20 protein-coding genes and 1 pseudogene are annotated in these 25,933 nt (G+C 60.2%); 15 read left to right on the top strand and 6 right to left on the bottom strand.

The genetic code is table 11. The features are described 5' to 3' along the window. Positions 1–46: 46 nt before the first annotated feature. Positions 47–1,072, top strand: a complete 1,026-nt coding sequence (locus NKH89_RS31810; RefSeq protein WP_502895039.1) for an ABC transporter permease — start codon at positions 47–49, stop codon at positions 1,070–1,072. 62 nt (positions 1,073–1,134) lie between these two features. After that, positions 1,135–2,139 carry a substrate-binding domain-containing protein gene (locus tag NKH89_RS31805; RefSeq protein ID WP_352494514.1) on the top strand — a complete coding sequence of 335 codons (1,005 nt, stop codon included), beginning with the start codon at positions 1,135–1,137 and terminating at the stop codon, positions 2,137–2,139. A 363-nt stretch (positions 2,140–2,502) separates the two neighbouring features. On the opposite strand, the gene NKH89_RS31795 is transcribed toward NKH89_RS31805, so the two are convergent. Then, positions 2,503–3,597 carry an ROK family transcriptional regulator gene (locus tag NKH89_RS31795; protein ID WP_352790743.1) on the bottom strand — a complete coding sequence of 365 codons (1,095 nt, stop codon included), beginning with the start codon at positions 3,595–3,597 and terminating at the stop codon, positions 2,503–2,505. A 57-nt stretch (positions 3,598–3,654) separates the two neighbouring features. Further along, positions 3,655–4,305, bottom strand: coding sequence for an SGNH/GDSL hydrolase family protein (locus NKH89_RS31790; protein ID WP_023675551.1), 651 nt, complete (start codon positions 4,303–4,305; stop codon positions 3,655–3,657). A 322-nt stretch (positions 4,306–4,627) separates the two neighbouring features. On the opposite strand from NKH89_RS31790, the gene NKH89_RS31785 reads away from it, so the two are divergent. The 3 genes from NKH89_RS31785 to NKH89_RS31775 all read left to right on the top strand — a co-directional run bounded on the left by NKH89_RS31785 (position 4,628) and on the right by NKH89_RS31775 (position 8,112). Continuing rightward, on the top strand, positions 4,628–5,707 hold the full coding sequence (locus NKH89_RS31785) for a substrate-binding domain-containing protein (RefSeq protein ID WP_352790744.1): 1,080 nt from the start codon (positions 4,628–4,630) through the stop codon (positions 5,705–5,707). Between the two features lie 81 nt (positions 5,708–5,788). Further along, entirely contained in the window at positions 5,789–7,300 is a 1,512-nt protein-coding gene (locus NKH89_RS31780; RefSeq protein ID WP_352494510.1) for a sugar ABC transporter ATP-binding protein, read from the top strand. An 8-nt stretch (positions 7,301–7,308) separates the two neighbouring features. Continuing rightward, positions 7,309–8,112, top strand: a complete 804-nt coding sequence (locus NKH89_RS31775) for an ABC transporter permease (RefSeq protein ID WP_352790746.1) — start codon at positions 7,309–7,311, stop codon at positions 8,110–8,112. On the opposite strand, the pseudogene NKH89_RS31770 reads toward NKH89_RS31775, so the two are convergent. Continuing rightward, a pseudogene (locus tag NKH89_RS31770) lies at positions 7,995–8,336 on the bottom strand (hypothetical protein); the annotation flags it as partial. The gene NKH89_RS31775 and the pseudogene NKH89_RS31770 overlap by 118 nt on opposite strands. On the opposite strand from NKH89_RS31770, the gene NKH89_RS31765 reads away from it, so the two are divergent. After that, positions 8,335–8,490, top strand: coding sequence for a YjiS-like domain-containing protein (locus NKH89_RS31765; RefSeq protein ID WP_352494508.1), 156 nt, complete (start codon positions 8,335–8,337; stop codon positions 8,488–8,490). The pseudogene NKH89_RS31770 and the gene NKH89_RS31765 overlap by 2 nt on opposite strands. A gap of 10 nt (positions 8,491–8,500) precedes the next feature. Continuing rightward, positions 8,501–9,484: an aldo/keto reductase gene (locus NKH89_RS31760; RefSeq protein ID WP_352855592.1), complete on the top strand. Its 984-nt coding sequence runs from the start codon at positions 8,501–8,503 to the stop codon at positions 9,482–9,484. Between the two features lie 167 nt (positions 9,485–9,651). On the opposite strand, the gene NKH89_RS31755 is transcribed toward NKH89_RS31760, so the two are convergent. The 3 genes from NKH89_RS31755 to NKH89_RS31745 all read right to left on the bottom strand — a co-directional run bounded on the left by NKH89_RS31755 (position 9,652) and on the right by NKH89_RS31745 (position 14,260). Continuing rightward, complete coding sequence (locus tag NKH89_RS31755; RefSeq protein WP_352911238.1) at positions 9,652–11,856, bottom strand: calcium-binding protein; 2,205 nt, start codon at positions 11,854–11,856, stop codon at positions 9,652–9,654. 381 nt (positions 11,857–12,237) lie between these two features. Then, the gene (locus NKH89_RS31750; RefSeq protein ID WP_352494505.1) at positions 12,238–13,347 is read right to left on the bottom strand and encodes an acyltransferase family protein; all 1,110 of its coding nucleotides are present in this window, start codon (positions 13,345–13,347) and stop codon (positions 12,238–12,240) included. A gap of 64 nt (positions 13,348–13,411) precedes the next feature. After that, positions 13,412–14,260, bottom strand: coding sequence for a class I SAM-dependent methyltransferase (locus tag NKH89_RS31745; protein ID WP_352911235.1), 849 nt, complete (start codon positions 14,258–14,260; stop codon positions 13,412–13,414). A 427-nt stretch (positions 14,261–14,687) separates the two neighbouring features. On the opposite strand from NKH89_RS31745, the gene NKH89_RS31740 reads away from it, so the two are divergent. The 8 genes from NKH89_RS31740 (at position 14,688) to NKH89_RS31705 (ending at position 25,858) form a co-directional block, all read left to right on the top strand. Continuing rightward, positions 14,688–15,398 carry an AAA family ATPase gene (locus NKH89_RS31740; protein WP_023718570.1) on the top strand — a complete coding sequence of 237 codons (711 nt, stop codon included), beginning with the start codon at positions 14,688–14,690 and terminating at the stop codon, positions 15,396–15,398. Positions 15,399–15,487: 89 nt separating this feature from the next. Continuing rightward, positions 15,488–16,768, top strand: a complete 1,281-nt coding sequence (locus NKH89_RS31735) for a hypothetical protein (RefSeq protein WP_352494504.1) — start codon at positions 15,488–15,490, stop codon at positions 16,766–16,768. A gap of 227 nt (positions 16,769–16,995) precedes the next feature. Next, on the top strand, positions 16,996–17,280 hold the full coding sequence (locus NKH89_RS31730) for a Trm112 family protein (RefSeq protein WP_502896968.1): 285 nt from the start codon (positions 16,996–16,998) through the stop codon (positions 17,278–17,280). Positions 17,281–17,617: 337 nt separating this feature from the next. Continuing rightward, entirely contained in the window at positions 17,618–18,841 is a 1,224-nt protein-coding gene (locus NKH89_RS31725; protein ID WP_031193856.1) for a glycosyltransferase family 4 protein, read from the top strand. Continuing rightward, a complete protein-coding gene (locus tag NKH89_RS31720) occupies positions 18,838–20,094 on the top strand; it encodes an O-antigen ligase family protein (protein ID WP_023718567.1) in 1,257 nt (418 codons plus the stop codon). Before NKH89_RS31725 ends, NKH89_RS31720 begins: the two co-directional genes overlap by 4 nt. 4 nt (positions 20,095–20,098) lie before the next feature. Further along, a complete protein-coding gene (gene asnB, locus NKH89_RS31715) occupies positions 20,099–22,096 on the top strand; it encodes an asparagine synthase (glutamine-hydrolyzing) (protein WP_023718566.1) in 1,998 nt (665 codons plus the stop codon). Position 22,097: 1 nt separating this feature from the next. Beyond that, a complete protein-coding gene (locus tag NKH89_RS31710; protein WP_352494503.1) occupies positions 22,098–24,320 on the top strand; it encodes a GumC family protein in 2,223 nt (740 codons plus the stop codon). Continuing rightward, complete coding sequence (locus NKH89_RS31705) at positions 24,317–25,858, top strand: lipopolysaccharide biosynthesis protein (RefSeq protein WP_051409648.1); 1,542 nt, start codon at positions 24,317–24,319, stop codon at positions 25,856–25,858. Before NKH89_RS31710 ends, NKH89_RS31705 begins: the two co-directional genes overlap by 4 nt. Positions 25,859–25,933: the final 75 nt, after the last annotated feature.

Below are 25,933 nucleotides of genomic sequence, written 5' to 3'. Positions count from 1 at the left end.
AGCGATCCAGGAAAGCCACGCCTCGATTGCCGACGTCGTCGGCATCATGGAACAAACTGCGCTTCAGAAGTTGAGAAGTAGCCAGGCCTTCTGGGTCTCGGTCGCGCTCTTCGTCCTTGTCGCGTTTATGGCAGTGTTGGAACCGAGCTTCGGCACAGCCGAAAACGCAACCAACATCACCCGGAATTTCGCGCTGATCGCCATCATGGGCCTGGGCATGACCGTGGTGTTGATTACGGGCGGGATCGATCTTTCCGTTGGGTCAGTCATGGGCCTCGTGGCCATCGTGGCCGGTCTTCTACTGACCTGGCATTATCCTTGGTACGTGGCGTTCGCCTCCGGCCTTCTCGCTGGAGTTGCCTGCGGCGCGTTCAACGGCTTTTTCGTCGCCTATATCGGCATGCCGTCCTTCGTGGTCACACTCGGCATGTTGTCGATCGCTCGTTCCCTTGCCGTGGTGCTGTCAGGCAACCAGATGCTCTACCAATTCGGACCTGACGCGCCGATCGTGAAAGCGATCGGCCAAGCGAAGTGGCCGGTGCACTCGCTGGAGGGATGGGCTCCTTACTGGATACCGCAGTTCTCGTCCCATTTCTGGGTGATGGTGATCATGGCGCTAGCCCTCGGCTGGGTATTCATCTTCACCGCGTGGGCCCGCCATCTGTTCGCGATCGGCGGTAACGAGAATGCGGCACGCATGACGGGCGTGCCCGTCGATCGGATCAAGTTCCAGGCGTATGTTTTCTCGTCCTTCTGCGCCTCGATCGCATCCCTGCTGCTGCTTGGCTATAGCGGTTCGGCGATCAACGCCGTCGGCACCGGGTATGAATTGCGCGTCATCGCCGGCACAGTTATCGGCGGCGCAAACCTGATGGGGGGCTACGGCACAGCCTTCGGCGCGGTCATCGGGTCGGCCTTCCTCGAGGTCATCCGCAACGCCCTATTGATGGCAGGCATCGATTCCAACTGGCAGGGTGCCTTTGTCGGCATCTTCATAATTCTCGCTGTGCTTCTGGGTCTGGGTACTTCCGGCAAATCGCTGAAGTCCTTCTTCACCATCAAGCGTGGCTAGAGCTCTGCCGGCTTATGCCGGTGGAATATCCTGAGGTGAACACAACAAACGGAGGAACATCGATGAAGAAATATCTTTTGGCGGCGGCGGTTGCCGCGTCCGCCCTGACGGCGGGGCAGGCCTACGCCCAGCAGAAACTCGTATTCGCGCTGGTGCCGAAGAACATGAACAACCCATATTTCGACCAGGCTCGTGATGGCTGCAAGAAGGCAGAGGCCGAGTCCAACGGCGCATTCGAGTGCATGTACATCGGACCCGGCGAGCACGGTGGCGGTGAGGAACAGGTTCAGATCGTGCAGGATCTGGTTGCCAAGAAGGTCGATGGCATCGCCGTTGCACCGGCGAACGCGGCAGCCATGGCCGTCGCTCTGCAAGCCGCGAAGGAAGCTGGTATTCCTGTTCTGACCTGGGACGCGGACGTGCTGCCCGAGAACAAGGACCTGCGCGCCGCCTATGTCGGAACGCACAACTACGAGATTGGCGTGAACCTCGCCAAGATCGTGCAGACGATCAAGCCGAAAGGCGGCACCATCTGCATCCAGTCGGGTGGCGCAGCTGCAGCAAACCATAACGAGCGCATGCAGGGCATCCGCGACACGCTCTCCGGGACCAAGTCAGCCGCTTCGCCCGGCGATCCCTTGACCGGTCAGAACGGCTGGACCGAGGCGCCAGGCTGCCCGCTCTATACAAACGACGACTTTCCGCTTTCGGTACAGCAGTTCCAGGACTACATGGCGAAGATGCCGAACCTTGACGCATTCGTGCCGACCGGCGGCTTCCCGCAATTTGTCCCGGACGCGAACCGTGCTGCGGTCGATCCCTACAAGGACAAGATCGCCAAGAAGGAACTGGCCCTTGTCGTTGCCGATACCTTGCCCACGCAGATTGACCAGATGAAGGAAGGATACTCCCTCGGCCAGGTCGGTCAGCGTCCGTTCGAAATGGGCTACAAGACGATGTTTGCGCTCAAGGACATGAAGGACGGCAAGCCTGCTCCGACCGATCCGACCTACACCGGCCTCGACGTCTGCACGCCGGAGACGGTCGCCACCTGCATCGCGAAGTAATAAAAAAGGGGGCGGGAGACATCCCGCCTTCTATTTCATGGCCGACCTACGGCCGATCCGCAAACGGCCGTCGCTGTCATGCCGGCCCTTCCAGCGCGACCCGCCGTCGTCACGACGAAAACAGATGCCGGAAGGGCCGCCATCGCTTGACGGAACTCCAACGACGTCTCCGGTGCAGCCGCGGCGCTCATGGGCCAACCAAAGGCCGGTTTGGTCTCATCGAACGCCCGCTCGCTCCATGCCGGGGTATTCGAGCGGGAATTCCGAACGGCCCTTGAGGACAACCTAAGTGGTAATGTGAGGCTGTTTTAGCAGAAGCGAGGCGAACGCCTGGGTCGGCTAGACAGAGCGGTTCGGGCACAATCACTGGATCATGAAGCGCGAGCTGAACGGCAGGCTCGCCGCTCCCACGGCCTTCGGGCTGATGGTGACCCGCGCCGGCAACGCTTCGATGGTGACGAATTCGCGGTTGATGTCGGCGCACAACGCCTTGGCGATTTTCCGCGGCGCATAGCTGGACAGGACGACCGTCCTGAACTCAACAAACTGGGTCAGCGCCGAAATCGACGCTTTCAGGCGATTGGAGCATTCCCCCAGCCATTCGCTGTAGGCCTCTCCGAGATCAGGCCACTCCGGGTTGCTGCTCCAGATGATTTGGGACGGGCGCCCGCGCTCGGTCAGTTCGCTCTCCAGGCGCACAAGGCCATGAGCGAAGCTTGCGCTGGAGTTTCCCTTGTAGATCTGGTGATTGAGGATAAGCCTGCTTTGTAGTCTCGCGCCGAGATAGAAGAACAAATAGTCGTTCAGCGGCTTTGCGACGCCGAACATGCTCTCGCCGCCGGCTGCCGCGGTGATGTCGTTCTGCACGAAAACCGGCAGCTTGCTCTGCTCTTCGATCTCGCCTTGCAGAGCCTTCAAGGAGGTGCTCGATCCGTTGCGGATTGCAGCCATGGCGTCGACTTCGTCGGGAACAGCCAGCCCGATGCCGGCGACCCGGCCGCGCGCCTCGATCGGCAGGCTCGTCATGGCCTGCCCGATCGCTCCCAGCAAATCGCTGCTTTGCGGAAAGGGATTGGCTTCATCCGCCGGCAGCTGCTTGTGGAAGCGCACGGTGCCGATGAAGTCGATGAGCGCGATGTCGATCCTGCGCCGGCTGAAGCCGACGCCGACCGCATAGGCGCCCTCCGGATCGAGCGAAAGCGGGATGGTGGGCGGCCCGACGCGGCCGCGCTGCGCCTCGCCCTGCGAGACCAGGCCTTCCTGCACGAGCGAGCGGACGATGACCGAGGCCGTCTGCGCCGACAGGCCGGTCTTCTCGCCGATTTCCATCCGCGAAATGCCTTCGTTCTGAAGCAGCAACGATAGCACCAGCCGCTCATTGTAGCTGCGGACGCTCAACGCATTCAGCCCGCTCGCACGATCCGCGATGCGCAAGGGATTGGGTGGTGCGAATCTCATGTCAGGCAAGGGTCTCCCCGTCGGTAAGAGCGCGTTGCCTGGCAGCGGTTTGGTTGCTCATGTCGAGCGGCTCCAGCCGATGGCGTCGACCGCGCGGGCCAGCTCCGTGCCCAGCAATCTGTGGGCTTCGGCATCGATGTGAAACCCGTCCGCTTCGCTGCAGGATACCACCGAGCCGGCATCGAAAAAGTGCAGTTCGAGCGAGTCCGCCAGAACCTCGAACTCGAGCGCCAGCAGGCGCGATTTCTCCGGCGCGCCGGCGAAGATGGACTTCCATTCCTTGACGTCGTCCTGCATCGGCGGCGGCGCCACGATCATGATTTCGGGCGTGGTGCCGCCCGGACCTGGCGCCAGCTCCTTGATGTCGTAAACGAGGCAGCCGATTCCCATCGCCACTTCCGACGGCGGCTTGTTGAAGCGGATCTTCAGGTCGTTAGTGCCGAGCATGATGATGACGAGGTCGAGCGTCGCATGGCTCTGCAGGCAAGGGCGAAGATAGGTTCGGCCGTTCTTGTGTGCTCCCTCGATCGGATCGTCATGGACGGTGGTGCGACCGCTCAATCCTTCCTCGATGACATACCAATCGGCCCCCAGCTGTGCACGCAGTATCCCCGGCCAACGCTCATCGGGACCATAGCGCTCGAGCGGCCCCCTGCCGGGGATCTGGCCGTGCGTGTTGGAGTCGCCGTAGCACAATACTGATCGCATGTTTTTCCCGCCGGGACTGACAGCGCGCCGAAGCCGGCGAGCGCCATTCATGATGGATAGAGGAGCGGTGAAAGGCAAGCAAGGGAATAGTCATTCAACATGACTAACTATTGACAGGCCGAATCCGCTGTGCTTCTAAAGTGCCCGGAGGAGTTCTCAACCGTCATCATCGTCCAGCCCAGGTTGGACCTCGACACGCATGTGTTCGGGGGCGGGAGAATTGCGTGCATCGGTCGGTTTGCGACGACGAGCGTGCATTGGGAGAGCGTCTCGCGGCCGTACGCATTCGTACGGCCGGGGCAACCACAAGGAGGAGAATTCAATGTTAGGATTGCTGAAAACCGTCAGTCTGGGAGTGCTCGTTGTATCAGCGCTTGCCGTAACATCCCTGGCGCATGCGGAAGATGTCAAGCTGATGGACGGCGTCGCGCCGCGCCCCGACGACACGCGCATGACCGCGGCCGGTGCGTTCAAGAAGGACCCGCCCTGGGTCATCGGAATGAGCGACTTCGGCGTCAACGCAAACACCTGGACCGTGCAGGTGGCGCACGAGGCGGAAAATGCCGCAGCAAAGGACAAGCGCATCTCGAAGTTCATCCTGCTCGATGCCGGCTTCGACCAGAAGAAGCAGGTGGCCGATATCGAGGATCTGATCGCGCAACATGTCGACGCGATCATCGTTCAGCCGGTGACCAGCACATCGGCCAACGCCAGCATCGCCAAGGCGGTCGCCGCCGGCATCCCCGTCATTCTTCATACCGGCCGCATCGATTCCGATGCCTACACCACCGAAATCCAGGGCGGCGCTGAACATTTCGGCAAGGTGATGGGCGACTGGCTGGTGAAGACCGTCGGCGAGAACGGCAAGATCTGGGTCCTGCGTGGCCTGGCCGGCCATCCGGAAGACACTAACCGCTACAACGGCCTCTTGGAATCGCTCAAGGGCACGCATGTGCAGATCACCGCCGAGGAGCATGGCGACTGGCAGTACGACAAGGCCAAGAAGCTGTGCGAGACACTCTATCTGAACAATCCGCAGGTCGACGGCATCTGGTCGTCCGGCGCCGACATGACACGCGCCTGCGTCGACGTCTTCAAGCAGTTCGGCACGCCCATTCCACCGATTTCGGGCGAGGGCAACAATGGCTATTTCGGCCAGTGGATCACGGACGGATTCAAGTCGATCTCTCCCGAATACAGCCCCGCCCAGGGCGCCGCCGGCGTGCGCGCCGCTGTTGCGCTGCTTGAGGGTCAGCAGCTCTACAAGCGCTATGTCTACAACCCCGACGGCTGGGACAAGGACAAGGCTGCCAAATACTATCGCGACGATTTGACGGCCAATGTCTGGTGGCCGAGCGAACTGCCGGAGGACAAGCTCAAGGAATATTACGGCAAGAAGTGACGGCGCCGTGGCTGGCGGGGAGTGGACAAGCATTCCCCGCAGGCCGTTCCATCTGTCGAATCCGGTTCGTTCGAGGGTTTCGTGACCAATCTTATCGAGATGTCCCACATTTCGAAGGCGTTCGGAGGGAGCAAGGCGCTCCACTCCGTTTCCCTCGATCTGAAGGCGGGCAGCGTCCACGCCCTGATGGGGGAGAACGGCGCCGGGAAATCGACGCTCATGAAGATCCTGGCGGGCGTGCATCAGCCCGATTCCGGCGAAATCTTCATGAACGGGGAAAAGCTCGATCTGAAGTCGCCGCGCGACGCGCTGGATGCCGGCATTTCGACCGTTTTCCAGGAGCACTCGCTGCTGCCCAATCTGTCGATCGCAGAGAACATGTTTCTCGGCCGGGAGCCGACGACCCGGTTCGGCTCGATCGACTATCCCGAGATGAGCAGCCAGACCGCCAAGGCGCTTGGCGAACTCGGCCTCACCCTCGACCCATCACAACTCGTCTCCAACCTGACGATCGCCGAGCGGCAATTCGTCGAGATCGCGCATTGCATCCAGGCGGACGCCAGCGTGCTCATCCTGGACGAGCCGACGGCGGCGCTGAACGCGGCCGACGTCGATGTGCTCAACCGCAACATCCGCCGGCTGCGCGATAAGGGAAAGGCTGTTGTCTACATCTCGCATCGCATGGAGGAGATCTTCGAGCTGTGCGACACGGTCACGGTGCTGAAGGACGGCGCGCTGGTCGGCACCAGGGTGGTATCCGAGATCACCACCGACGAACTCATCGCCATGATGGTCGGACGCGAACTCCAGGACCTTTTTCCCGATCGCACGGGCGACAAGGGCGACGAGATCCTGCGCGTCGAAAACCTCAGGATCACCGAGACATCGCAGCCGCTGTCGCTGACTTTGCACAAGGGTGAGATCGTCGCTTTGGCAGGGCTGGAGGGGCAGGGCCAGCAGCGCTTCCTGAGATCGCTGATCGGCCGCTACCATCCCTTTGCGGGGACGATTTCCATCAACGGCAAAGCGCTCAAGATGCCGCTCTCGACATCATCAGGCGTTCGCCATTTGCAGCAGCTGAAGGTCGGTTTCGTTCCCGAAGACCGCAAGGAAGAGGGGCTCTTTCTCGCCCTGCCGATCGCCCACAACATTGCCATCGGATTGCATTCGAGGCGATCCGAACTTGCGTCGGCGCGATCCTATCGAAGCGTTATCGCCCGCTTGATGGAGGTCATGAACATAAAGGCGGTAGGTCCATCCGCTCCGGTCGCCTCCCTATCGGGCGGCAACCAGCAAAAGGTTCTGCTCGGCCGCTACCTCGCCGCGGATCTCGATCTTCTGCTGGTGGAGGAGCCGACCCGCGGCGTCGACATCGGCGCCAAGTCGGAGATCTACCACCTGCTGCGCGACTTCACCCGCAAGGGCGGCGCGGTGCTGGTGCTGTCGCGCGAGACGATCGAGTTGATTGGGCTCTGCGACCGCATCTACGTCGTCCACCACGACACCATCGTTGCCGAAATGCCGGCGGCGCAGGCGACGGAACACAAGATCCTCGACGCGGCCCTGATGGGCGGCTCCACGCGCCAGCATTAGGGGCTTCCATGTATCATTCGCTGTTCAACATCCTGAGTGGCCGGAACACACGACAGGGCCTGTGGGGCCTGCCGCTGCTGGTCGCCTTGCTCATTTCGCTGTGGCTGACCGTCGAGACGACACAGTTCGCCACGGCCGAAAACCTTTTCAACCTGGTTGCCCAGGCGATGCCGCTGATCATCGCGGCGCTCGGACAGCTCATCGTCGTGCTGATCGGCGGGCTCGACCTGTCGGTCGGCTCGGTCATCAGCTTCACGACGGCGGTGCTGGCGCTGGACCAGCCGGCGATCGTGCTGATCCCGGCGGTCTTTCTGCTGGCCGCGTTCATCGGGTTGATCAACGGCCTGGCGATCACCCGCTTCAACGTCCATCCGATCATCGCGACGCTGTCGACGCAGTATATCGTGCTTGGCATCACGCGCATCTTACGTCCCGTCTCCGGCGGCACCGTGCCGGAAATCGTCATCGCTGCCGTTTCCGGCAGTTTCCTCGGCATTCCCTATCCGGTTTTCTGGGGGATCGTCGTGATCCTGGTGGGCTGGAAACTGCTCTACGGATCGCGGTACGGGCTGCATCTGTTCGCGATCGGCGGCGGCATCGCGTCCGGCGCCGAGAGTGCGGCCCGCAACTTCGGCGTCTCCGACCGTCGCAACAGCGGTTCGCCAATCTGCTTTTCGAGCGCGGTGACGCGTCGTCCAAGGGTGGCTGCGCTGAGGCGCGTGGTTCCCGTCGCTGCGCTCAAGCCACCCAGCCGCGCAACGTCGAGAAACAACCTCAGATCGTCCCAGCCAATATCCATTTTGCAGAAATGAAAAACTCCTTGCGACCGTGGCTGTAGCGCGAAGCGGGCATCGCGCGCAAGTATGCAGGAATTGGAGGCGTTGGATAATCTTGCCTGACGGGACAGGGATAAGCGCCTCGGCTGGCCAAGAAGCGAGCGCCATCTTTTCGATCGAGCATGCGATTCGCGCAGATGCTTTGCGCTTTCGATCAACCCAGGCGCGCGGGCATTCTGCGCGCCAAAGGAGACGACCATGTTGTATGAACTTCGATACCGTTTCACCCGCTGGATTGCCTATCGCCAGACGCTTGCGAGCTTGAGGCAGGCCCCGGACAGCACACTGGTGGATGCTGGCATTTCCCGCGATGAGATCCGCGAGCGTGCCCGCCATGCCAGCCTGCGCCGTTGAGGAAACGGGCATGGAGATGATGGAGCTTTGGGATGGCCGATCGGTGCCGCGCATCGGGATCGGCACCTGGGCAGCGGGGGGTGCCGCGCGCTGGCGCGACACGGCGACAATCTATGGCGAGGTCGACGATATCAGGTCGCAAGCCGCGCTGGCGATGGCCTATGACATCGGCGCGCGGGTGTTCGACACGGCTGCCGCCTATGGCGCCGGCAATGCCGAACTAATCCTCGGGCGGGCGTTGAAGGGTAAGGACGAAGCCGTCATCGTCACCAAGGTCGGCTATTTCGGCGATCCCGAAACGCGCAAGATCGCTCCCGAGGATGCCTCTGCCGCGGCGATCCGGACATCGATCGACAATTCGCGGCAGCGCCTGCAGCGCGATTTTATCGACGTCGTGCTGCTACACATCAACGAATATCCGATCGAACGCGCCGGCGAGGTGTTCGATACGCTCGGCCTGTTGCGCCAGGAGGGCAAGATAGGCGGCTTCGGCTGGAGCACCGATCACTGCGAACGGCTTGCGGCCTACGCGCCGCGCGAGGGTTTCGTCGCCGTAGAGAACGACTTCAATGTGTTTACCCCGGCGAACGAGCTGATGGCCGTTGCGGCGCGCGAGCACCTCGTCTCGTTCAGCCGGCTGCCGCTGGCAATGGGACTGCTCACCGGCAAATACACGCCGGCCATGAGGCTGCCCACCGATGACGTGCGCGGCGGGAATGCCGATTGGATGGTGTTTTTCAGGGATGGCGCCGCCAACCCGCAGTATCTGTCAAGGCTCTCGGCAATCCGCGACCTGCTCACCTCGGGCGGACGCACGCTTGCGCAGGGTGCGCTCGGCTGGATCCTCGCCAAGTCGGCAATCGCCTTGCCGGTTCCCGGCTTCACGCGGCCCGAGCAGGTCGCGGACAATCTCGGTGCGCTGGAAAGAGGGCCGCTGCCGGCAGCGGTGATGGCCGAGATCGACGCCGTGCTGAAAATTGCCGAGACCGCTTAGTGTTGCGAATCCGAAATTCGCATTGGTGATGATGCCGACCAACTTCGATCTCTCCGATGTCCGCCGGTATCTTATCTTCCCTTGGCCAAGCTTCCGTGGCGCAATTGAACAAAGACGGAGCGGCGGACCCGACTCCATTTGAAGGTCCGCCACTCCGGGTTTTCAGATCACAAAGACTGATGCTGCCACGGGAAATGGGTAGCGAGCTGCGCTTGAGCTGCGCCGCCGACTTCATCGCTGTCGATAGAGAGCGATCCGGTTGTACTGTCAAAGATGATGTGGTGGGAACCATCATCGGCGGCCGTATCAGCAGAGGAAGCATGCAATGAAAGCCCGCCCGACTTAAGCTCGGTAAGAGCGGGTTGATCAAGGTGGAGCTTGTCCTGGAGCTTGCTGAAGTCGAAGGCGTCGTTGCCTCCGTGGCCGGACATGATCTCGGCGGCGCCATTTTTTGCCTGGGCGCCGACATTTTCATCGGGCTGGACGGTCTGCGCGAACCCGTGGCGAACCAGGCTGGTTGCCGTTGTGTCGGACGGGTCGTTGGTCGGGAGAAGCTCCGAGCCGGCCGAAAGAGAATGGTTCAACGCAGCCAATATGCGGTCAACGCTGCTGCCCTCGCTTACCTTGTCGCCGGCATTATCGTGGGTGGTGTCAGTCGAACTGCCGTCGCTGGCAAGGAGGTGCGAAAGCGCGGTCTTGCTATCACTGCCATCGCTTGTGGTGGCGCCGGAAGCGGCGGTATCAGTCGAACTGCCATTGCCAGCGAGGAGGTGCGAGAGCGCGGTCTTGCCATGACTGCTATCGCTGATGGTGGCGCCGGAAGCGGTGGTATCAGTCGAACTGCCATTGCCGGCGAGGAGGTGCGAAAGCGCGGTCTTGCCATGACTGCCATCGCTGGTGGTGGTGCCCGAAGCGGCGGTAGCAGTCGAACTGCCGTCGCTGGCGAGGAAGGGCGAAAGCGCGGTCTTGCCATGACTGCCATCGCTTGTGGTGGCGCTGGAAGCGGCGGTATCAGTCGAACGGCCATTGCCGGCGAGGAGATGCGAAAGCGCGGTCTTGCTATCACTACCATCGCTTGTGGAGGCGGCGGTGTCGGTCGAACTGCTATTGCCAGCGAGGAGGTGCGAAAGCGCGGTCTTGCTATGATTGCTATCGCCGGTAGTGGTCTCGGCAGGGGCAGTCGCAGTCGAGCTGCTATCGCCGGTGATGGCCCCGGAAGGGGCGGTGGCAGTCGAGGTGCTGTCGCTGGGGGTGGCCCCGGACGGGGCCGTGGCAGTCGAGGTGCTGTCGCTGGGGGTAGCCTCGGACGGGGCCGTGGCAGTCGGGGTGCCATCGCCGGTGGTGGCCTCGGCAGGGGCAGTCGAGGCGCTATCGCCGGTGGTGGCCTCGGACGGGGCCGTGGCAGTCGAGGCGCTATCGCTGGGGGTGGCCTCGGACGGGGCGGTGGCAGTCGAGGCGCTATCGTTGGGGGTGGCCTCGGACGGAGCCGTGGCAGTCGAGGCGCTATCGTTGGGGGTGGCCTCGGACGGAGCCGTGGCAGTCGAGGCGCTATCGCCGGTGGTGGCTTCGGAAGGGATGCTCGCCGTAGAACTGGGATCAGTAGCCGCGGCTTCGGAAGGAGCAGTCCCTCCAGTGTTGAGATTGTGTTCCCGGAAAACGGCCTGCAGTTCCGAAGAGCTCTCCAACGCTGTGTCGCCTCGCTGCGAACCCCAGGCGTATGCGTAGTCGAAGGCGGGTGACGGAACCAGCTTGGCCCAGTGGTCCATCATGGTTTCCATCTGGGTGGCGGTGGGCACGACATATTTGCCACCCATGTCGGTGTTATAGTCGCCACCTCCAAACGTCTGGTAGCCTGGAATGATCTGGCTCGTCGGGATGCCCGATGCCTGAGCGGCGGCGACGAATTTGTCGATCATGTTGTAGTCGACCGCGCCATCCGTGCGGACAGGATAGACATCCACGCCGTAGTAATCGATACCCGTACTGGCGGGATTGTAGGTGTTCGAAAAATCTGGATTCGCCGACGTCCCCAGGCTCATCATCGTGATATAGGTCTTGGCATCCGGCACATTGGAATGAATCCAGTCGGATTCTGCCTTCAGATTTGCGGCAGAGGCGTAGGTACCCCATTGGCCGGTGGGATCCGGCTCGTCAACCAGGAAGAATCCGAACAGCTTTGGATTACCGATGAAGGGCGTGACCTTGTCGACAAAGGAGGAGGTTACTCCGTCGGTTTCGTTCAGATAGACCATGCCTTTCATACCGTCCGGCAGCGCATTGAGTTGGTCAACGGATGAAACGTCAGCCAGATTGAATCCGGCTTGAGCAATTTCCGTGCCCGATCCACCTGACGTGTAATGCAGAGTTGTCATCCAATATTCCTTTTTCTGTTTCGACAGCGCCCTACCTACAGACTGCGTATATTAGCGCCAAATCACATACCGGCACCCCGTGAGAGAAACTTTGATCGTAAGTTGATACACACAGTGCGACCTTCTCCCCGATAAGCCCTTCGATGCGGTGCCAGGTCGCAAGAGAGTCTTGCGCCATGTGCCGGACCTGGCGTGCGCTATTTGGAGTGCGCTTCGCTGCTCTTGAAGCCTCGTCATGCGGGGTGCTGGGGAATCGGCTGAGCCGTCAATGAAACCGGAAGCGGGACACATCCAGTGTGCCGTACAGCGTGCCAAGCCTGGATACCCCGGTGTTTCGCGATTAACGCGAATCTTTCTGGCACACCCGCCGAGCGCTTCTGATCACGATGTTCGTGCGGACGAGGTTGGCCGGATTGGCTGCGACGCTGGTGCAAGGCGATATATCCCAGACACCAGAGCGCGAACGAGCGGCTTGCGTACCGGCGTCTCGATGAAGCGCCAGACGAGAAAAGAGGCAAGAAGAATCCCGGCAAAGACAACGAAGAATGCGGCGTTCTTTCCGACATGCGGCGCCAGCGCGTTAAGCGAGATGTAGCCAATATACTGATGCAAAAGATACAGCGGATAAGTCAATCCTCCGAGCATCATGACAACCTTGGATGGAGCAATCACGGAGCGGAGCAGTATCGCGCCAGAGAAGACTCCGTAGACCACTATATTGGCAGCGAGGAGACCAGGATACGAAATGGCAGCGCCAAAGTGCTCATGCATCCAGTTGTGAGAGAAGATTATGGTCTGGCAAGACACCAGGAATGCGACGGCAAGAAGCAGGAACGCAGCCGGCGAACGGCCCCTTGCAACGATGTCTTCCGCGAGGATGCCGGCGGCAAACAAAGGCGCATAGTTTGTAATAAAGAGAATGCGTATCACCGCGTTCTCAAAGAAGAACTCGTTGCTTGCCGAAATTGCGAGCCAGATGGCAGCGATAGGTATTTTCCAGCGCTGAAAGGCACCCGCAAAGATCAGCACTGCAACCCAGCCGTAGAACAGGATCTCGAGCATGATCGACCAGTAGGCCCCATCCATGGATGGTCTGCCGAAGAGGCGGGCGAACATAGAGAGATTGGCTACATAGGTCGCAATATCGGTCGGAAAACGCTGGTCTTTGGCGACGACGAGAACAACAAAAGTTGCGGTCATGCAGACGAGGAATCCGGGATAAAGCCGGGCGAAGCGGGCGACCGCGAATTCCTGCCAGGTTCGACCTTCGGCCGACCACGCGATGACGAAACCGCTGATCAGGAAAAACAGATTGACGCCGAGATAGCCATAGATGGCGTAAGGTGCTGCGGCAGGATATTCCACATCGAGACTTCCGGCGATCGCGCCGCCAAAAAGATAATGATAGAGCACGACCGCGAGGGCTGCGGCCAAGCGCAGCAGGTCGAGTGATGCCATGCGCGCCGGAATGGCCTTGCCTGCCGGTTCCACAGCCACCTCCCGTCGCCGTTTCAGCTTTTGACACCCATCAGCGGCTTGATCCGCAATGCCAGTGCTAACGCAAAGGCTGCAAACCGGCGGCAGGCCACGCCTTTGCCTTCTCAAGTACGAACAGCTGCTCGCAGGACAGGAACCGGAGGACGCTGAAAGAGCGTACCAGTTCGAGCCCCGCCTCTGCGAAATCCTGTCGTGCAACGTTAAGATTGACGGGATGAGGCGCCGACAGCCTTCCGGTGATTATCTTCCGCAGCCTTAGTCGCATTCTCTGGAGGCGGGTGCCAACGCCGTAGGATACGATCAGACGGCGGCTGGCAACGCGCGCGAGCTCCATGATAATGTCGCGCCTGAGATGTGGCGGGATAAGATGGATGAGGCGAAGACAGACCACCGTGTCAAAGCTTTCGTCGGCGAACGGCAGTTGCGTCACGTCACATCGGATGAATCCCCGAAATCCGGGCTGACCTTCATATGCTGACTTAGCCAGGGCCATCATTTCCATTGAAATGTCTGCAGCCAGCACCTGACAATCATGCCGGCCCAGCACGCCAGCCAGCTTCCCGGTTCCGCATGGGATATCGAGCACCTGGGATGGAGGCGGGCTGCACCTCTCCAGCGCCTTGGCGATGCAGCGCTGCTCCCGTCGCGCAATGACGTAGGATGCAATTGTAGACAGCTTCAAGCGGCCTGCATATCCGTCCAGGTACCAGCTCGCAAAGCTCGGATCCTGATATCTCTGCTTTGTTGGGAGATCATAGGCCGCGGCCGCGACTTCGGCGTCGTAACTAGTAGGCATAGCGGCTGTAGCCCCTGCTGACGGATATGACTTGAGGTCCTCGCTCATCTGCCCGCTTTCATACGATTTCTCCTGAGATGGAATCGAAGATTTTTTGTCCAACATATTCATTGGATGCCCCCCAAGCTGTTCTATTGGCGATAGAGGCGGCAAAAGATCAGTTCTGGGTGGGGCCATCGCAGAGGTAAGGTTTCCAGATGGCTGGGTATCTCGCATCCCCCGAACGGATGAGACATGCCGAACTTATGACTACTGAGCCCCGTGGAGGTGCGCTGGGGCATTGGGCTACTGCACAGCCCTGTCGGGGACGGAACGGCAAACGGATGGAAGGCAATCGGGAAGGATAGTGACCGAAACGCACTCCTTCCGTTCACGATTATGGCCTTCGTCGATATCCTAACGTGACCACACCGTCATTCATACGGATGGCGCGAATTCCTGGCTCGTCGGCTAGACATCCCGGGAAGAGATGGGCGTTCGCTTCAGCAAATGGACATAACATCACTGCCGGAAGGCTTCCCTCAGTCTGGATTGAAAGATGATCTTGGAGCTATTTGGGCCGTCCGGTGCTGGTAAGACGACGTTGGCGTGCGAGCTGGTGCACGTTCTGCGAGCTCAGGGCTACTCTGTTGTTTTGCAGACCGGCGACCGTCGACACCCGGTTAGAAGAGCCGCCTTCAAACTAGTCTCCGGCTTGCATTCAAAGTGGATTGGACAGCGTTCTCTCGGTGCAGAAGTGCTTAAGATCCTTCCACCCAAGAATGAGCTGTGGGCGGCTCGTCTGAACTGGCATCTTGAAGCTCTTCTACAAGCCTGGCGCGCGGCAATAGCGTCCAAGGACACGATCTCAATTTTTGACCAGGGTATGGTGCAATTCGTGTGCTCGCTGGTTTTGTTCAGCGGCATAACGGATCGTGAAAGGGTGTCGTGCGCCCTCGAGCTTCTACCCAAACCGGACCTGCTTGTCCGATTGCAGGCGCCACGAGAGATTCTAGAGGCGCGGTTGAGGGAACGCCGGCGTAATCTCGGCATCATTCAGAAGTTCCTCGAAGTTGATCTGCAGAGCAGTCTTGATCATATCGACCACGTTAATCTTATCGAGGAACAACTTGGATCGTTCCCGGTACCGACAACTTGCGTTGAAAGCTTAGATTCAGACGGGCTCGCTGCCGCCACCGAAATAATAGCGCGTGGAGTAATTGACAAGTTTGGCGCGGCGCGGGCGAAATTTAAAAGGGTTGAAGCTTAGAGAGATACGGTTTTGAAGCGTCGAGAAGAAGGTGTCCAATAAAAACGGAAATCGAACTATTGAGACGGAACCGCGTGAGTTGACACGACATGCGCTTTTTTCGCTACCAAATTGTCTTGGCGTTGACGCTAGCTGCCAGCGCGACATCCATAGATCTGCGCGGAGCGGTGAGTGAAGAGGATGTGGCATCGACAAAGTTCGTCGCGCCGGTGGCCATGGACCTGCCTGATTACCTGCACCCGGCGAAGGATGCGGCATTTGGCACAACTTTCACGCGAATAACCAAACCCGGAATCCTCGGCGCCGGCATCGCATGCGGGAGCAAATATTGCAGCCACCGCTATTCGAGCGCTCAGGCCTGGAATTCGGATCAGAGCCTTCTTGTCATCAGCAACGGCTGCGGCGGCTTATGCTTCCTGGATGGGCGCACCTACGCTCCGCTTTTTCGCCGTGTTCGATCGATCGAATGCGAATGGCACCCTCGCGATCCCGACCTGATGATCTGCGTCGGTGGTCGGAAAATCTCGACGTGGGCGCCACGCACCAATCATGAGGAGGTCCTGTTTGTTTCGACTGACAGTAGCGATCTCCAGTTCGGCCCTTATAAAGGGAATCCGAGCCGTGACGGCAGCCGTATAGCCGTGCGCGCGGTTCGCGGGGACGGCAAAGCGGTCGTCTTTGCCTACGATCTCAAACAGCGGCGGAAGTTTCCGGAAATCGATCTCGCACAGCTTGTCGGGACCAACAGCGCCTGCTCAATCTCGCCGCTAGGCGTCAACATCTTATGCATTCAGTACCTAAAAGACGAAACTGAACAGACGTTCATCTTTTCGGTTGACGGCGTTCTGCGCCAAAAATGGACCGAGCATCATCGGCCTGGCCATGGGGACATGACGGTCGATGCCGACGGCAGCGAAATCTATGTGGGGATCAGTAAATCCGATCCGGACATATTCCAGGTGATCAAGCGAAGGCTGTCAGATGGGAAAGTCACCTCGCTGATGAGATATGGCGAAGCACAGCATGCATCGCTCAGGTCACTGGACAGGCCGGGTTGGGTGTTCCTTAGCTATTCCGGCGACCCGGACGAAGTATCGAAATATCCGAATTGGGCGCCGTATGCGCGGGAAGTCATCGCGCTGCGCATCGACGGCAGCGGAGAGGTTCGACGTATTGTGCAGACGAAGAACGCTCCATTCGACTACTGGAGTGAGACCCACGCCTCGCCGTCCCCAGACGGTTCACAGGTGGTCTGGTCAAGCAATTGGGGAGTACCCGGCGGTCCGGTTTACGATTTCGTCGCCCGTATTGACTGGCCGGAACGGTCAAACACTGGCTCGAGAGCATTAACCGCGAGCGGTCTTCAATAACGAAACCTTCCGGTCACCTATCACGGTTGTCTGCGATCGTGCTTACCCATTGTGCGTTCAACACCTCACCTCCAACTTCGCCGCCACGCAGCTCCGTTCAATGTCAATTCATTCAAACAGACGACGACAGGTGGCCAAGCCTGCACCTACCGTGAAAGTGCAGTTTGCAAGGCTTATGACACTTGCCGGAACTCTACGATTTACAGAAATGACTCGAACGTCGGGTGATGGCTTTTGTGCGAAAGACGCTCGCGTCGGAGCCGAGAAAGGAATGGCAGATGGATGCGGATAGGCGAGCCGAAGAGAATGCCTCTTTCAATCCTGAGTTGTTGAAACGGTTAGTATGCCCAGTGACCAAAGGCTCACTTGCCTGGGATGGGGATCGCGACGAACTCGTATCGAAGAGCGCAGGACTTGCCTACCCGGTACGCGACGGCATTCCGATCCTGCTAGCATCGGAGGCACGGGCGATCATCTCCCGCGTGGTCAAACTTCGCGCATCCAGAGGATGAGCTAGCCGCGCAAATTAGGCGGCATTCCGACGGCAACCAGCACCAAGACAGGAAAGTGCCGCGGAGCGCGAGCCGTTTGTCAACGGACCACTCCGTGCTCGGGCATCTGGGCAGTGCCGACCTTTTTGATGCAACGCGCGGCTACCTGAACCGGCTGGGCACGGCGATCCGTTTCCGGGACACGGTGTGTGTCATTCAAACAGACGAGGACAGTGGCAAGGCCTGCCCCTACCGTGATCTTGGGCGTGATGGGTAACGAAACCAACACTATGAAAGCAAATTCAACGGCCGGCCACTTCGCGCGATCGGGCTACGGCGAACGGTCAGGAGACGCAGGATGAATCCGCACCTCGTGTGTGTTGGAGGCGAGGATCACGCCCTGCGAATCCCCTTCCTGATGTCGCTGCGAGAGAAGGGATTCCAGGTTACTGCGGTTTCGAGCGGCGGTGAAGCCGCATTCCTGCGGCATGGCATTCCGCATCGCAGCTACGGTTTCGACCGCTTTTCCAGCAGCAGCGGGGAATGGGCCGCCATCAAAACCATTCGAAAGCTGATGGCGGAACTCCGGCCGGATATTATCCAAAGCTTCGACACCAAGCCCAACCTGGTGACGCCACTTGCGGTGCGCGGGAGCGTTCCAGTCGTGCGCACAATCAACGGTCTGGGCTGGACGTTCTCGTCCCTGGAACCGCGCGCCCTGGCCCTGCGCCCAATCTTTTGCGGACTGCAATGGCTTTCGTCCTTATGGACGGCCGCTACGGTGTTCCAAAATCGGGACGATCAGTCATTCTTTGAACGCTACCGACTGATCATACGTGGCAGCGGACGAGTGATCCGCAGTTCTGGAATCGACGTCGATGCGTTCGCCATGGCAAGGCATCTTGGCCCGTCGGCGATGAAAATGCGCGAGGAGCTTGGGCTCCAATCCGCCGAGATCGTAATTTTTGTCGGCCGGCTAACTCGCCAGAAAGGCATCCCGACACTCCTCAAGGCAGTCCCTCGCATTTTGGCTGAAAGGCCCGATGCCCGTTTCGTGCTTGTCGGGCCATTGGAATCCGAGGGCCCATTTGCGGTGGACAAGGCGGAGATTGATCGACATGCGCCCCATGTCATCGCCTTGGGCCCACGACGCGACGTTCCTGCCCTGCTTGGCATGGCCGATCTGTTCGCCTTTCCGACACAATACCGCGAAGGGATTCCGCGCGTCCTGCTGGAGGCAGGGCTGGCAGGATTGCCTATCGTCGCCTCAAGGATGCCTGGCTGCAATGAGGTGGTCGAAGACGGATGGAACGGCCATCTCGTCCCACCGCACGATCCGAACAGCCTTGCGTGTCGAATTATAGACGTCTTGTCCGACCGCCGGAAAGGAAGGACCATGGGCGCTCGCTCTGTCGAGCTGGTCCGGACGCAGTTCTCGCTGCCCTGGGTGGTCGAGCAATATTGTGATCTCTACGACAATGTCCTTAGCGCCAAATCCCATGGCGGCTTCGCTCGACCGGCGTCGCCGGCGTTGCTTGAAGAGGCTGCTGTAAACCGCGCATTGGGTGGAGCGCGCCGATGATCCGCGACGCGTTGCTGGCCTGCGGCGTTGCGATGTCCTATGCGGCGCAGCTCACCATTCCGGGAGTGCCGCTCGGCTATGGCGAGCTGTTTCTCGCGCTTTGGATCATGCTGTCGATCGGCCGGGTGCTCGCCGGCGGTCACTTGGTAGTCAGGCCCGCCCTGATCCGTGTCGCGGGCTTCTGGCTGATCATGACGCTTGCTCTGGGGATTGGCACCATCGTCGGCTATCTGACCACGGTGCTGTACCTGTCGGTGGTGATGCACGATATGATAGCCTACCTGCTGCTGATCTGCGTCACCTGCCTAGCCGCCGCGGAGCCCGAGGCTGATCGTCATCTGCGCAGTACTGCGTGGTGGGTGGTCGCGATCGCGAATGCAGGCTTTATTGTTCAGCTGGCACTTGGATGGGGTTGGATCCACCAATCCGGCGTCGATCCGTGGTACTGGGATCGCTTCCGCGGCTGGTCCGAGAACCCGAACCAGCTCGCGCTCTATTGTGCACTCTTTGGCCCATTCGCCTTGCATCTTGCGACGACCACTAGCAATCCGTGGGCGAGATTGGCCGGGCTCAGCAGCCTTATCCTGACCATCTATATCGGAAGGCTGACGAAGAGTGATACCTATCTGTACACGACGGTCCTGGCCTGCCTGATATTTCTTGGGCTGCGGGTTCGGACATGGCTCGCAACCGGTGACGGCAAGGCCAGCTTTTCCCGGCAAGTTACCCTCCTGTTGATGATTGGCTTCCTTCCGTTGGCCTTGTCGATGACGCCCTACATTCTCACGGAAGCGGGCAGCGTCGAACAGTTCGCCTTAAGTCTCACCAAGGACAAGGGCGGCGACGCGACCGCCGAAACCGCCGCACTTCGCCTCCATCTCTGGGGAGATGCATTGGGCAAGGGCCTGACGTCAGGATCCCTGGGCCTTGGTCCTGGGCCGCATCTGGAGCGCCCGCCCATTTCCTACAGCCAGTTTCTGCCCCGGCCTTTCGAGGCTCACAACACGATTCTCGATCTATACACTCAAGGTGGTTTGATTGCAGTCCTAGCCCTGGCCTGGATTGTCGGCGCGGCGGCTTTATGCGCATGGCGTGCAAAGCTCGATGCCCTGTTCGTGCTCGTCGTGTCGATCGTTATCTTCGGGATGCCACATCTGATCATCCGCCATCCAATCGTGTGGTTTGCGCTGACCATTTGCCTTGTTGCCGGAACGCCGCAAACGGTTTCGGCAACCTCGAGCGACCGGAGGTGATGGCATGTGTGGGATTGCCGGAATTCTCCTTGCACCCGATGCAGCCAGTGCCAGGCCGCTCACGGCCATAGGGCAGATGACGACGGGCCTTCGTCATCGCGGGCCTGATGGTGAAGGCTTCTGGGTCAACCGTGAAGCCGGCATCGCCTTCGGCCACAGGCGTTTGGCTATCGTCGATCTATCGGAGGCGGGACGCCAACCAATGCATTCGGCAAGTGGCCGATATGCCATTACGTTCAACGGCGAGATCTACAATTTCCGCGATCTGCGCCGCGAACTTGAAGGCGCTGGCCATCGGTTCCGTGGCGCCAGCGATACCGAAGTCATGCTGTGCGCAATCGAGAGTTGGGGTCTCGACACCGCACTGACGCGCCTCGCTGGCATGTTCGCATTTGGATTGTGGGATCTGAAGACCAGGACCCTCCATCTCGCCCGCGACCGAATGGGCAAAAAGCCGCTCTATGTTGCTGCAACACGCGATGCGCTTGTTTTTGCCTCCGAGTTGAAGGCGATCAATCGTTTTCCAGGGTTCTGTCAGGAGCTCGATCTCGACGCGGCTGCGACGATGCTTTCGAAGGGATGGGTGCCGGGTAACAGTTGCATCTGGCAAGGCGTATTCAAGTTACCTCCTGGCTCGGTTCTGTCTGTGACGGCGGCAGATTTTGCCGAGGCGCGCAGTGCCGCATCCCTTTCGCAACGCGTCCGACACTGGTGGTCGCTGCCTGAAGTCGCCGCGAACGGTCGACTGAATCCAATCGCCGGCACCGACGAAGAACTGACCGACGAACTCGACGACCTGCTGCGACTTGCCGTTCGGGAACGCATGGTAGCCGATGTGCCGCTGGGTGCCTTTCTGTCTGGTGGCATCGACAGCTCCGCCGTTGTGGCGCTGATGCAGGCTCAGTCGCCGAAGCCGGTGCGCACATTCACGATTGCTTTCGGAGAAGGCGGGTTTGATGAGGCTCCCCACGCCGCGGAGGTTGCGCGGCATCTGGGCACCAATCATACTGAACTACACCTTTCGGCCGCCGCTGCGCGCGAGGTCATTCCAGAATTGCCGCAGATCTGGGACGAGCCGTTCGCCGACGAATCGCAGATACCAACTTTGCTGGTGGCGCGGCTCGCCCGCCAGCATGTTACCGTGGCCCTGTCAGGCGACGGTGGCGATGAATGCTTCGCCGGTTACGCCCGCCACTTCATGGCGGCGCGGTTGAAACGACAGCATGCGCTGCCGTCGCCGCTGCGTCACACGCTTGCTGCAGGGGTCGAATTGCTGGCCCGTGCGGCGCGCTACGATCTCGTCAGCAAGCTGCCGCTTTCGGCGAGTGCACGGCTCGCGCTGCGGAGCGATCGGCTGCACCGCCTCGCTCGGCTGCTCGCCGCAGCAGATGAGGACGAATTGTATCAACGGCTGACCGGAGTATCGACCGAGAGCCTCACACTCCACAAGCCGCCCACATCAATTCAAGAGTCACCCCGGCTTGATGGCCTGCTGTCCCGTCTCTTGTACGACGACATGGCCGGCTACCTGCCCGACGATATACTGGTGAAGTTGGACCGTGCCAGCATGGCCAACAGCCTCGAGGGCCGGTGCCCGCTTCTCGACCATCGGGTTGTCGAATTCGCTTGGCGGCTGCCCGCACATGCGAAGGTTCGCAATGGCAAAGGCAAGTGGATACTTCGTCAGTTGCTGAGCCGCTATCTTCCGCAACGGCTGATCGACCGGCCGAAGCAGGGTTTCGATGTTCCCATAGCGGTCTGGCTGAGAGGCCCGTTGCGCGACTGGGCCAGCGATCTGGTCGCCGATATGCGCCTCTCCGGAGATGGGATCTTCGACTTTGCGAAGGTCGCGATGTGCTGGCGCGACCACCTTGACGGAAGACAGGACCATTCTCGTGATTTGTGGCCCGCATTGATGTTCCAGGCCTGGCGCAACGAGGCCGGGCGGCCCCCAGGGCCGGCAACGGGCATGTCTACAGTGCTCGAACTGACAGGAGTATAAGATGGAAGGTTCCATAGTCAGCCGCATTCACCTTCCGCGCGCCACTGAAATGCACGTGCCGACGCGCGAGATCAACCCGCGCATGAGGCCATTCCTGCGCGAACAGATCGACGCGCAGACCCCCTTCCATCAACTCCTTATTACCGTCGCGAGGAGAAAATGGTTCCTGCTTGCAATGGTGATTTTGGGCGGTGTGTTGGCTGGGCTTGCGGGTTTTGCGCGTCCCGTCCTGTTCGAGTCGACCGCACAGGTGATTGTCGATGCTCCTGGCAGGAATGCGGCTCCCGGAGGCGCAGATTCTGCGCAGGAGATGCTGGATGCGAGCATTGATGACCACTTAACCATGCTCTCTTCGCAGGGGCATCTGCGTCGCGTGGTGGCAGCCCTGCGCAAGACGGAGGTTGGTAACATTGCTGAGCAAGGGGATGTCGTAACCGGAAATTCACGCCCCGCTCCGGCCGGCGGCGACTTGCAGAACATACGCACCTTCGCAGCCGGTCTGCTGGAAAGCATTTGGCCGCAGGGCAAGCCGGCGGCCGCCGATGAAGACGAACTCAAGGCATTACGGAAGGGCATGAGGGTTGGACAGGAACTGCGATCAAGAGTGATCACGGTCGGCTTTACCGACAACGATCCGGCGCGAGCCGCCCTTGTGGCCAATACGTTCGTCCAAGTATACATCGACGATCTCGCACAGAAGCGCAGGGCGTCAGACAGACTGGAACTCGCCTCGATCGTCGCTAGCCTACCGGTCGTACAAAGCGACTTGGCGAAAGCAACCGACCGCCTGGAAAAGTATCGGCTGAGCCATGGCGCGGTCGATCAAGGTGCGGCGGACAACGCTGCCAAGGAGACAGCCGAGCTCAGCCAGCAGATATCTTTGTCGAAGGCGGATCTCTCCGCAACGGAATCTCGCCTTCAACACATCGAGGCTTTGCGAAAGGAAGGAGCATCGGTCGCGGCGCTCGCCGAAGCGATCGGGTCACCGGTACTGGCCGACATGGCGGCTCGCCAAGCCAACGACAATGCGGATGCGGGCCTGAGTACTGCAATCAACCGCGAGATCGAACAAGGCACTGCTCGCATTGCTGCGGAGGCGAACATCTACCGTGCCCAGATTGCGGCTCTGGAGGGGCGCAAGAATGTGCTTGATGCGGTGGTGGCCGACACAGCCGGCCGGCTTTCCGGCTTGCGTGCGCTCGAGCCGCAGGTCAGCATCTTGACGCAGCGATACAACCAGCTACTCACGCAACAACAGGATCTGGTGCAGCGTATCGCAACTCCCTTGCCCGGAGTCTCGATCCTTTCAGCGGCGTGGCCGCCGACGAATCCAAAAACCCTGCCGCCCATCTTCCTTATTCCGCCCGGCATGATCGTGTTTGGTCTCATTGGCGGGATCTTCGTGATGGTCCGCAGCCGCCTCAATCAGACCTTGTGCGGCGAGGCCGAAGCTGAAGCCGCGCTCAGGGTCCCATGCCTGGGGCTGATACCGGAAGCGCCCACAATACACGCGAAACGACTACAGCAGCTGGTTCTTGGCCAACGACAGTCCAGCTACAGCCGAGCCATCACTTCCCTCCTCGTCACCGTGACACTCAACAAGGCGAGGGGCCGCGCTTCGCACGTCATCCTCGTAACGTCCAGTATCCGGCATGATGGCAAGACCGAGCTTGCATGGAGCCTGGCGTTGGCAGCTACCCGACTTGGGGGACGAGTGCTTTTTCTCGATCTTGACAGCACGGGCGCCCGCCTCACGAACGAGTTCCTGAACGAATTCGGCGCGCTCCGGCCGCATAAATCCTTTGGAGACTATATGAACGACCGTTGTCCCCTGCACGACGCGGTCACGGGAATGCCTGAAATTGGAATCGACTTCATGGCGCTGGCACCATCAGAGGATCTGCTGCCGCAGCTGTCGATGATCGACGGATCCCTGGTCACAGATGAGCTGCGCTCAATCTACAGCGTCGTCATTATAAATGGACCGCTGGGACTTGGAGGACCTGAGGCCAGGCTACTGACGGGCTGGGCTGACGTGGTTCTGTTCGCCGTTCGCTGGGGCAGGACGCGTCGCAGCATCGCGCGCGGTGTTCTGCAGCTGCTGACGGAGGACGAGACGGCTCAGGTCCCCGTAGGCAGCGTTCTCACGCACGTCAATCTACAGAAACACGCTGGCTATCGGTTTGGGGACAGCGCAGATCTCTTGCTCGAGAGAACATCATGAGTGTCACATGCGGGCTTCCGCGTAACGACCGTCGCGGCAGTCAGTCTGTCGAGCGGAAGATAATATCGAAGAGTTCGCAGACCGGAGCTGGGCCCGCCGGCGCAAGAGACATCGACGATTGCAGCGATCCGAAGCTCGCCCGCTTCCCTGCGGCCTCCGTTGCTCCAACAAATATGGTTTTGCCGCACAAGGAGGACACGGGCCGGGGTCTCGGCTATGCCAGCATCTTCGCTCTTTTGGTCTATATCGGGGGTGCGGGCTTGACCAGCTTGGCGCAGTTATTGATTGCGCGCATCGTTGGCTCCACCAGCTATGGCATCTACTCCTATGTTCTGGCCTGGACCTCGGTGCTTGCCTATCTTGCAACGCTTGGGTTCCATGTATCCTTGCTGCGTTTCGTCTCCGCCTACAGTGCCAAAGGGCGGCTTGACCTGGTACACGGGGTAATCAGGTTTGCTCTGCAAAGGTCGCTGGCGGCAGCGACACTATTCGGCATCATTGGCGCCGCCTTGGTCTTGTTCTTTTCGGATTCTTCTCACAAGGAGCTTCAAACCAGCCAGCTGCTAGGCATGGCAGCAGTGCCTTTGGTCACCGCCTACGCGTTGGGCGCAACACTTGTTCGTGCTTTCGGCGGCGGTGTCTCGGCCCTCATGCCGGAACGCATCGTGCGCGACGGCCTATTGTTGACGTTGCTGGGAATGGCGGTCTTATCCGGATCATGGACCCCCAACGCACCCCTGGTGATGCAGGCGGTGCTGGCAAGTTCAGCCATCACGGTCGGCCTGGTGTTCATCATGGCGGCAAAATTTCAGCCGCCCGGCTTGCGGCAGGTTCAGCCAGGCGACGAGTCGCGGGAATGGTGGTCCGCGGTTCCGCCAATGATGCTCATGGCCGGGCTCGATGTTTTCATCAGCCGGGCCGGGGTCATGGTGCTGGGCTGGACGCATCACATTCGCGAAGCGGGCATTTTCGCCTTGGGATTGAACGTCGCATTGCTTGTGAGCCTTTCCCTGGTCGCTGTCTCGACGATGTTTGCGCCGACAGCGGCCGCCCTTCATGCCCGAGGCGATCGGATGGCTCTGCAGCAGCTGTTTTCACGGGCCGCCCTACTTTCCTCTGGCGGCGCCATAGCGATGGCCATCCCGATGCTTGCGATTATTGAACCTCTGTTGAGCTGGTTCGGCGGAGATTTCAGTACAGCGGCACCCGTCGCGCGGATACTCATTCTCGGATATGTCTTTGTCGCGCTATGCGGACCCCAGATGCTCCTCTTGATGATGACTGGAAACGAATGGGCGGCAGCCGCAACCATGATCGCCGGCGCCGCGGCCAGCATCATGGGCTGTGCCGCAGGAATTGCGCTCTACGGCGCGCCGGGCGCCGCAGTGGGCCTCGCGCTTGCGTTGGCGATTTGGAATGTGGCGATGTCGATTTATATCAGCAAACGGCTGAAAATTCTCCCTGGGCTGATCTTTGCGCTGGCGTCGCTCAGAACGCGCGCAGTCGAAGGCCAGCCGCCTCATTGGTTCCTGCGCTGATCTGATGTTATCGCGCCCGATACTCGACGGCATCAGCGTTCAGAAATTTCGAGTCCAAGATTGTGTCGGATAGAG

Source organism: Mesorhizobium sp. M0923, assembly GCF_040319365.1.
GTDB lineage: Bacteria > Pseudomonadota > Alphaproteobacteria > Rhizobiales > Rhizobiaceae > Mesorhizobium.
The sequence above is the reverse complement of the archived record's forward strand: the minus strand, read 5'-3'. Positions and strand labels throughout refer to the sequence as shown.

Bases quoted from the DNA above. Each gene is read 5' to 3' on its own strand.
- NKH89_RS31810 (WP_502895039.1), top strand. From the start codon at position 47: ATGGAACAAACTGCGCTTCAGAAGTTGAGAAGTAGCCAGGCCTTCTGG.
- NKH89_RS31805 (WP_352494514.1), top strand. From the start codon at position 1,135: ATGAAGAAATATCTTTTGGCGGCGGCGGTTGCCGCGTCCGCCCTGACG.
- NKH89_RS31795 (WP_352790743.1), bottom strand. From the start codon at position 3,597: ATGAGATTCGCACCACCCAATCCCTTGCGCATCGCGGATCGTGCGAGC.
- NKH89_RS31790 (WP_023675551.1), bottom strand. From the start codon at position 4,305: ATGCGATCAGTATTGTGCTACGGCGACTCCAACACGCACGGCCAGATC.
- NKH89_RS31785 (WP_352790744.1), top strand. From the start codon at position 4,628: ATGTTAGGATTGCTGAAAACCGTCAGTCTGGGAGTGCTCGTTGTATCA.
- NKH89_RS31775 (WP_352790746.1), top strand. From the start codon at position 7,309: ATGTATCATTCGCTGTTCAACATCCTGAGTGGCCGGAACACACGACAG.
- NKH89_RS31765 (WP_352494508.1), top strand. From the start codon at position 8,335: ATGTTGTATGAACTTCGATACCGTTTCACCCGCTGGATTGCCTATCGC.
- NKH89_RS31760 (WP_352855592.1), top strand. From the start codon at position 8,501: ATGGAGATGATGGAGCTTTGGGATGGCCGATCGGTGCCGCGCATCGGG.
- NKH89_RS31755 (WP_352911238.1), bottom strand. From the start codon at position 11,856: ATGACAACTCTGCATTACACGTCAGGTGGATCGGGCACGGAAATTGCT.
- NKH89_RS31745 (WP_352911235.1), bottom strand. From the start codon at position 14,260: ATGAATATGTTGGACAAAAAATCTTCGATTCCATCTCAGGAGAAATCG.
- NKH89_RS31740 (WP_023718570.1), top strand. From the start codon at position 14,688: ATGATCTTGGAGCTATTTGGGCCGTCCGGTGCTGGTAAGACGACGTTG.
- NKH89_RS31735 (WP_352494504.1), top strand. From the start codon at position 15,488: ATGCGCTTTTTTCGCTACCAAATTGTCTTGGCGTTGACGCTAGCTGCC.
- NKH89_RS31730 (WP_502896968.1), top strand. From the start codon at position 16,996: ATGGCTTTTGTGCGAAAGACGCTCGCGTCGGAGCCGAGAAAGGAATGG.
- NKH89_RS31725 (WP_031193856.1), top strand. From the start codon at position 17,618: ATGAATCCGCACCTCGTGTGTGTTGGAGGCGAGGATCACGCCCTGCGA.
- NKH89_RS31720 (WP_023718567.1), top strand. From the start codon at position 18,838: ATGATCCGCGACGCGTTGCTGGCCTGCGGCGTTGCGATGTCCTATGCG.
- asnB (WP_023718566.1), top strand. From the start codon at position 20,099: ATGTGTGGGATTGCCGGAATTCTCCTTGCACCCGATGCAGCCAGTGCC.
- NKH89_RS31710 (WP_352494503.1), top strand. From the start codon at position 22,098: ATGGAAGGTTCCATAGTCAGCCGCATTCACCTTCCGCGCGCCACTGAA.
- NKH89_RS31705 (WP_051409648.1), top strand. From the start codon at position 24,317: ATGAGTGTCACATGCGGGCTTCCGCGTAACGACCGTCGCGGCAGTCAG.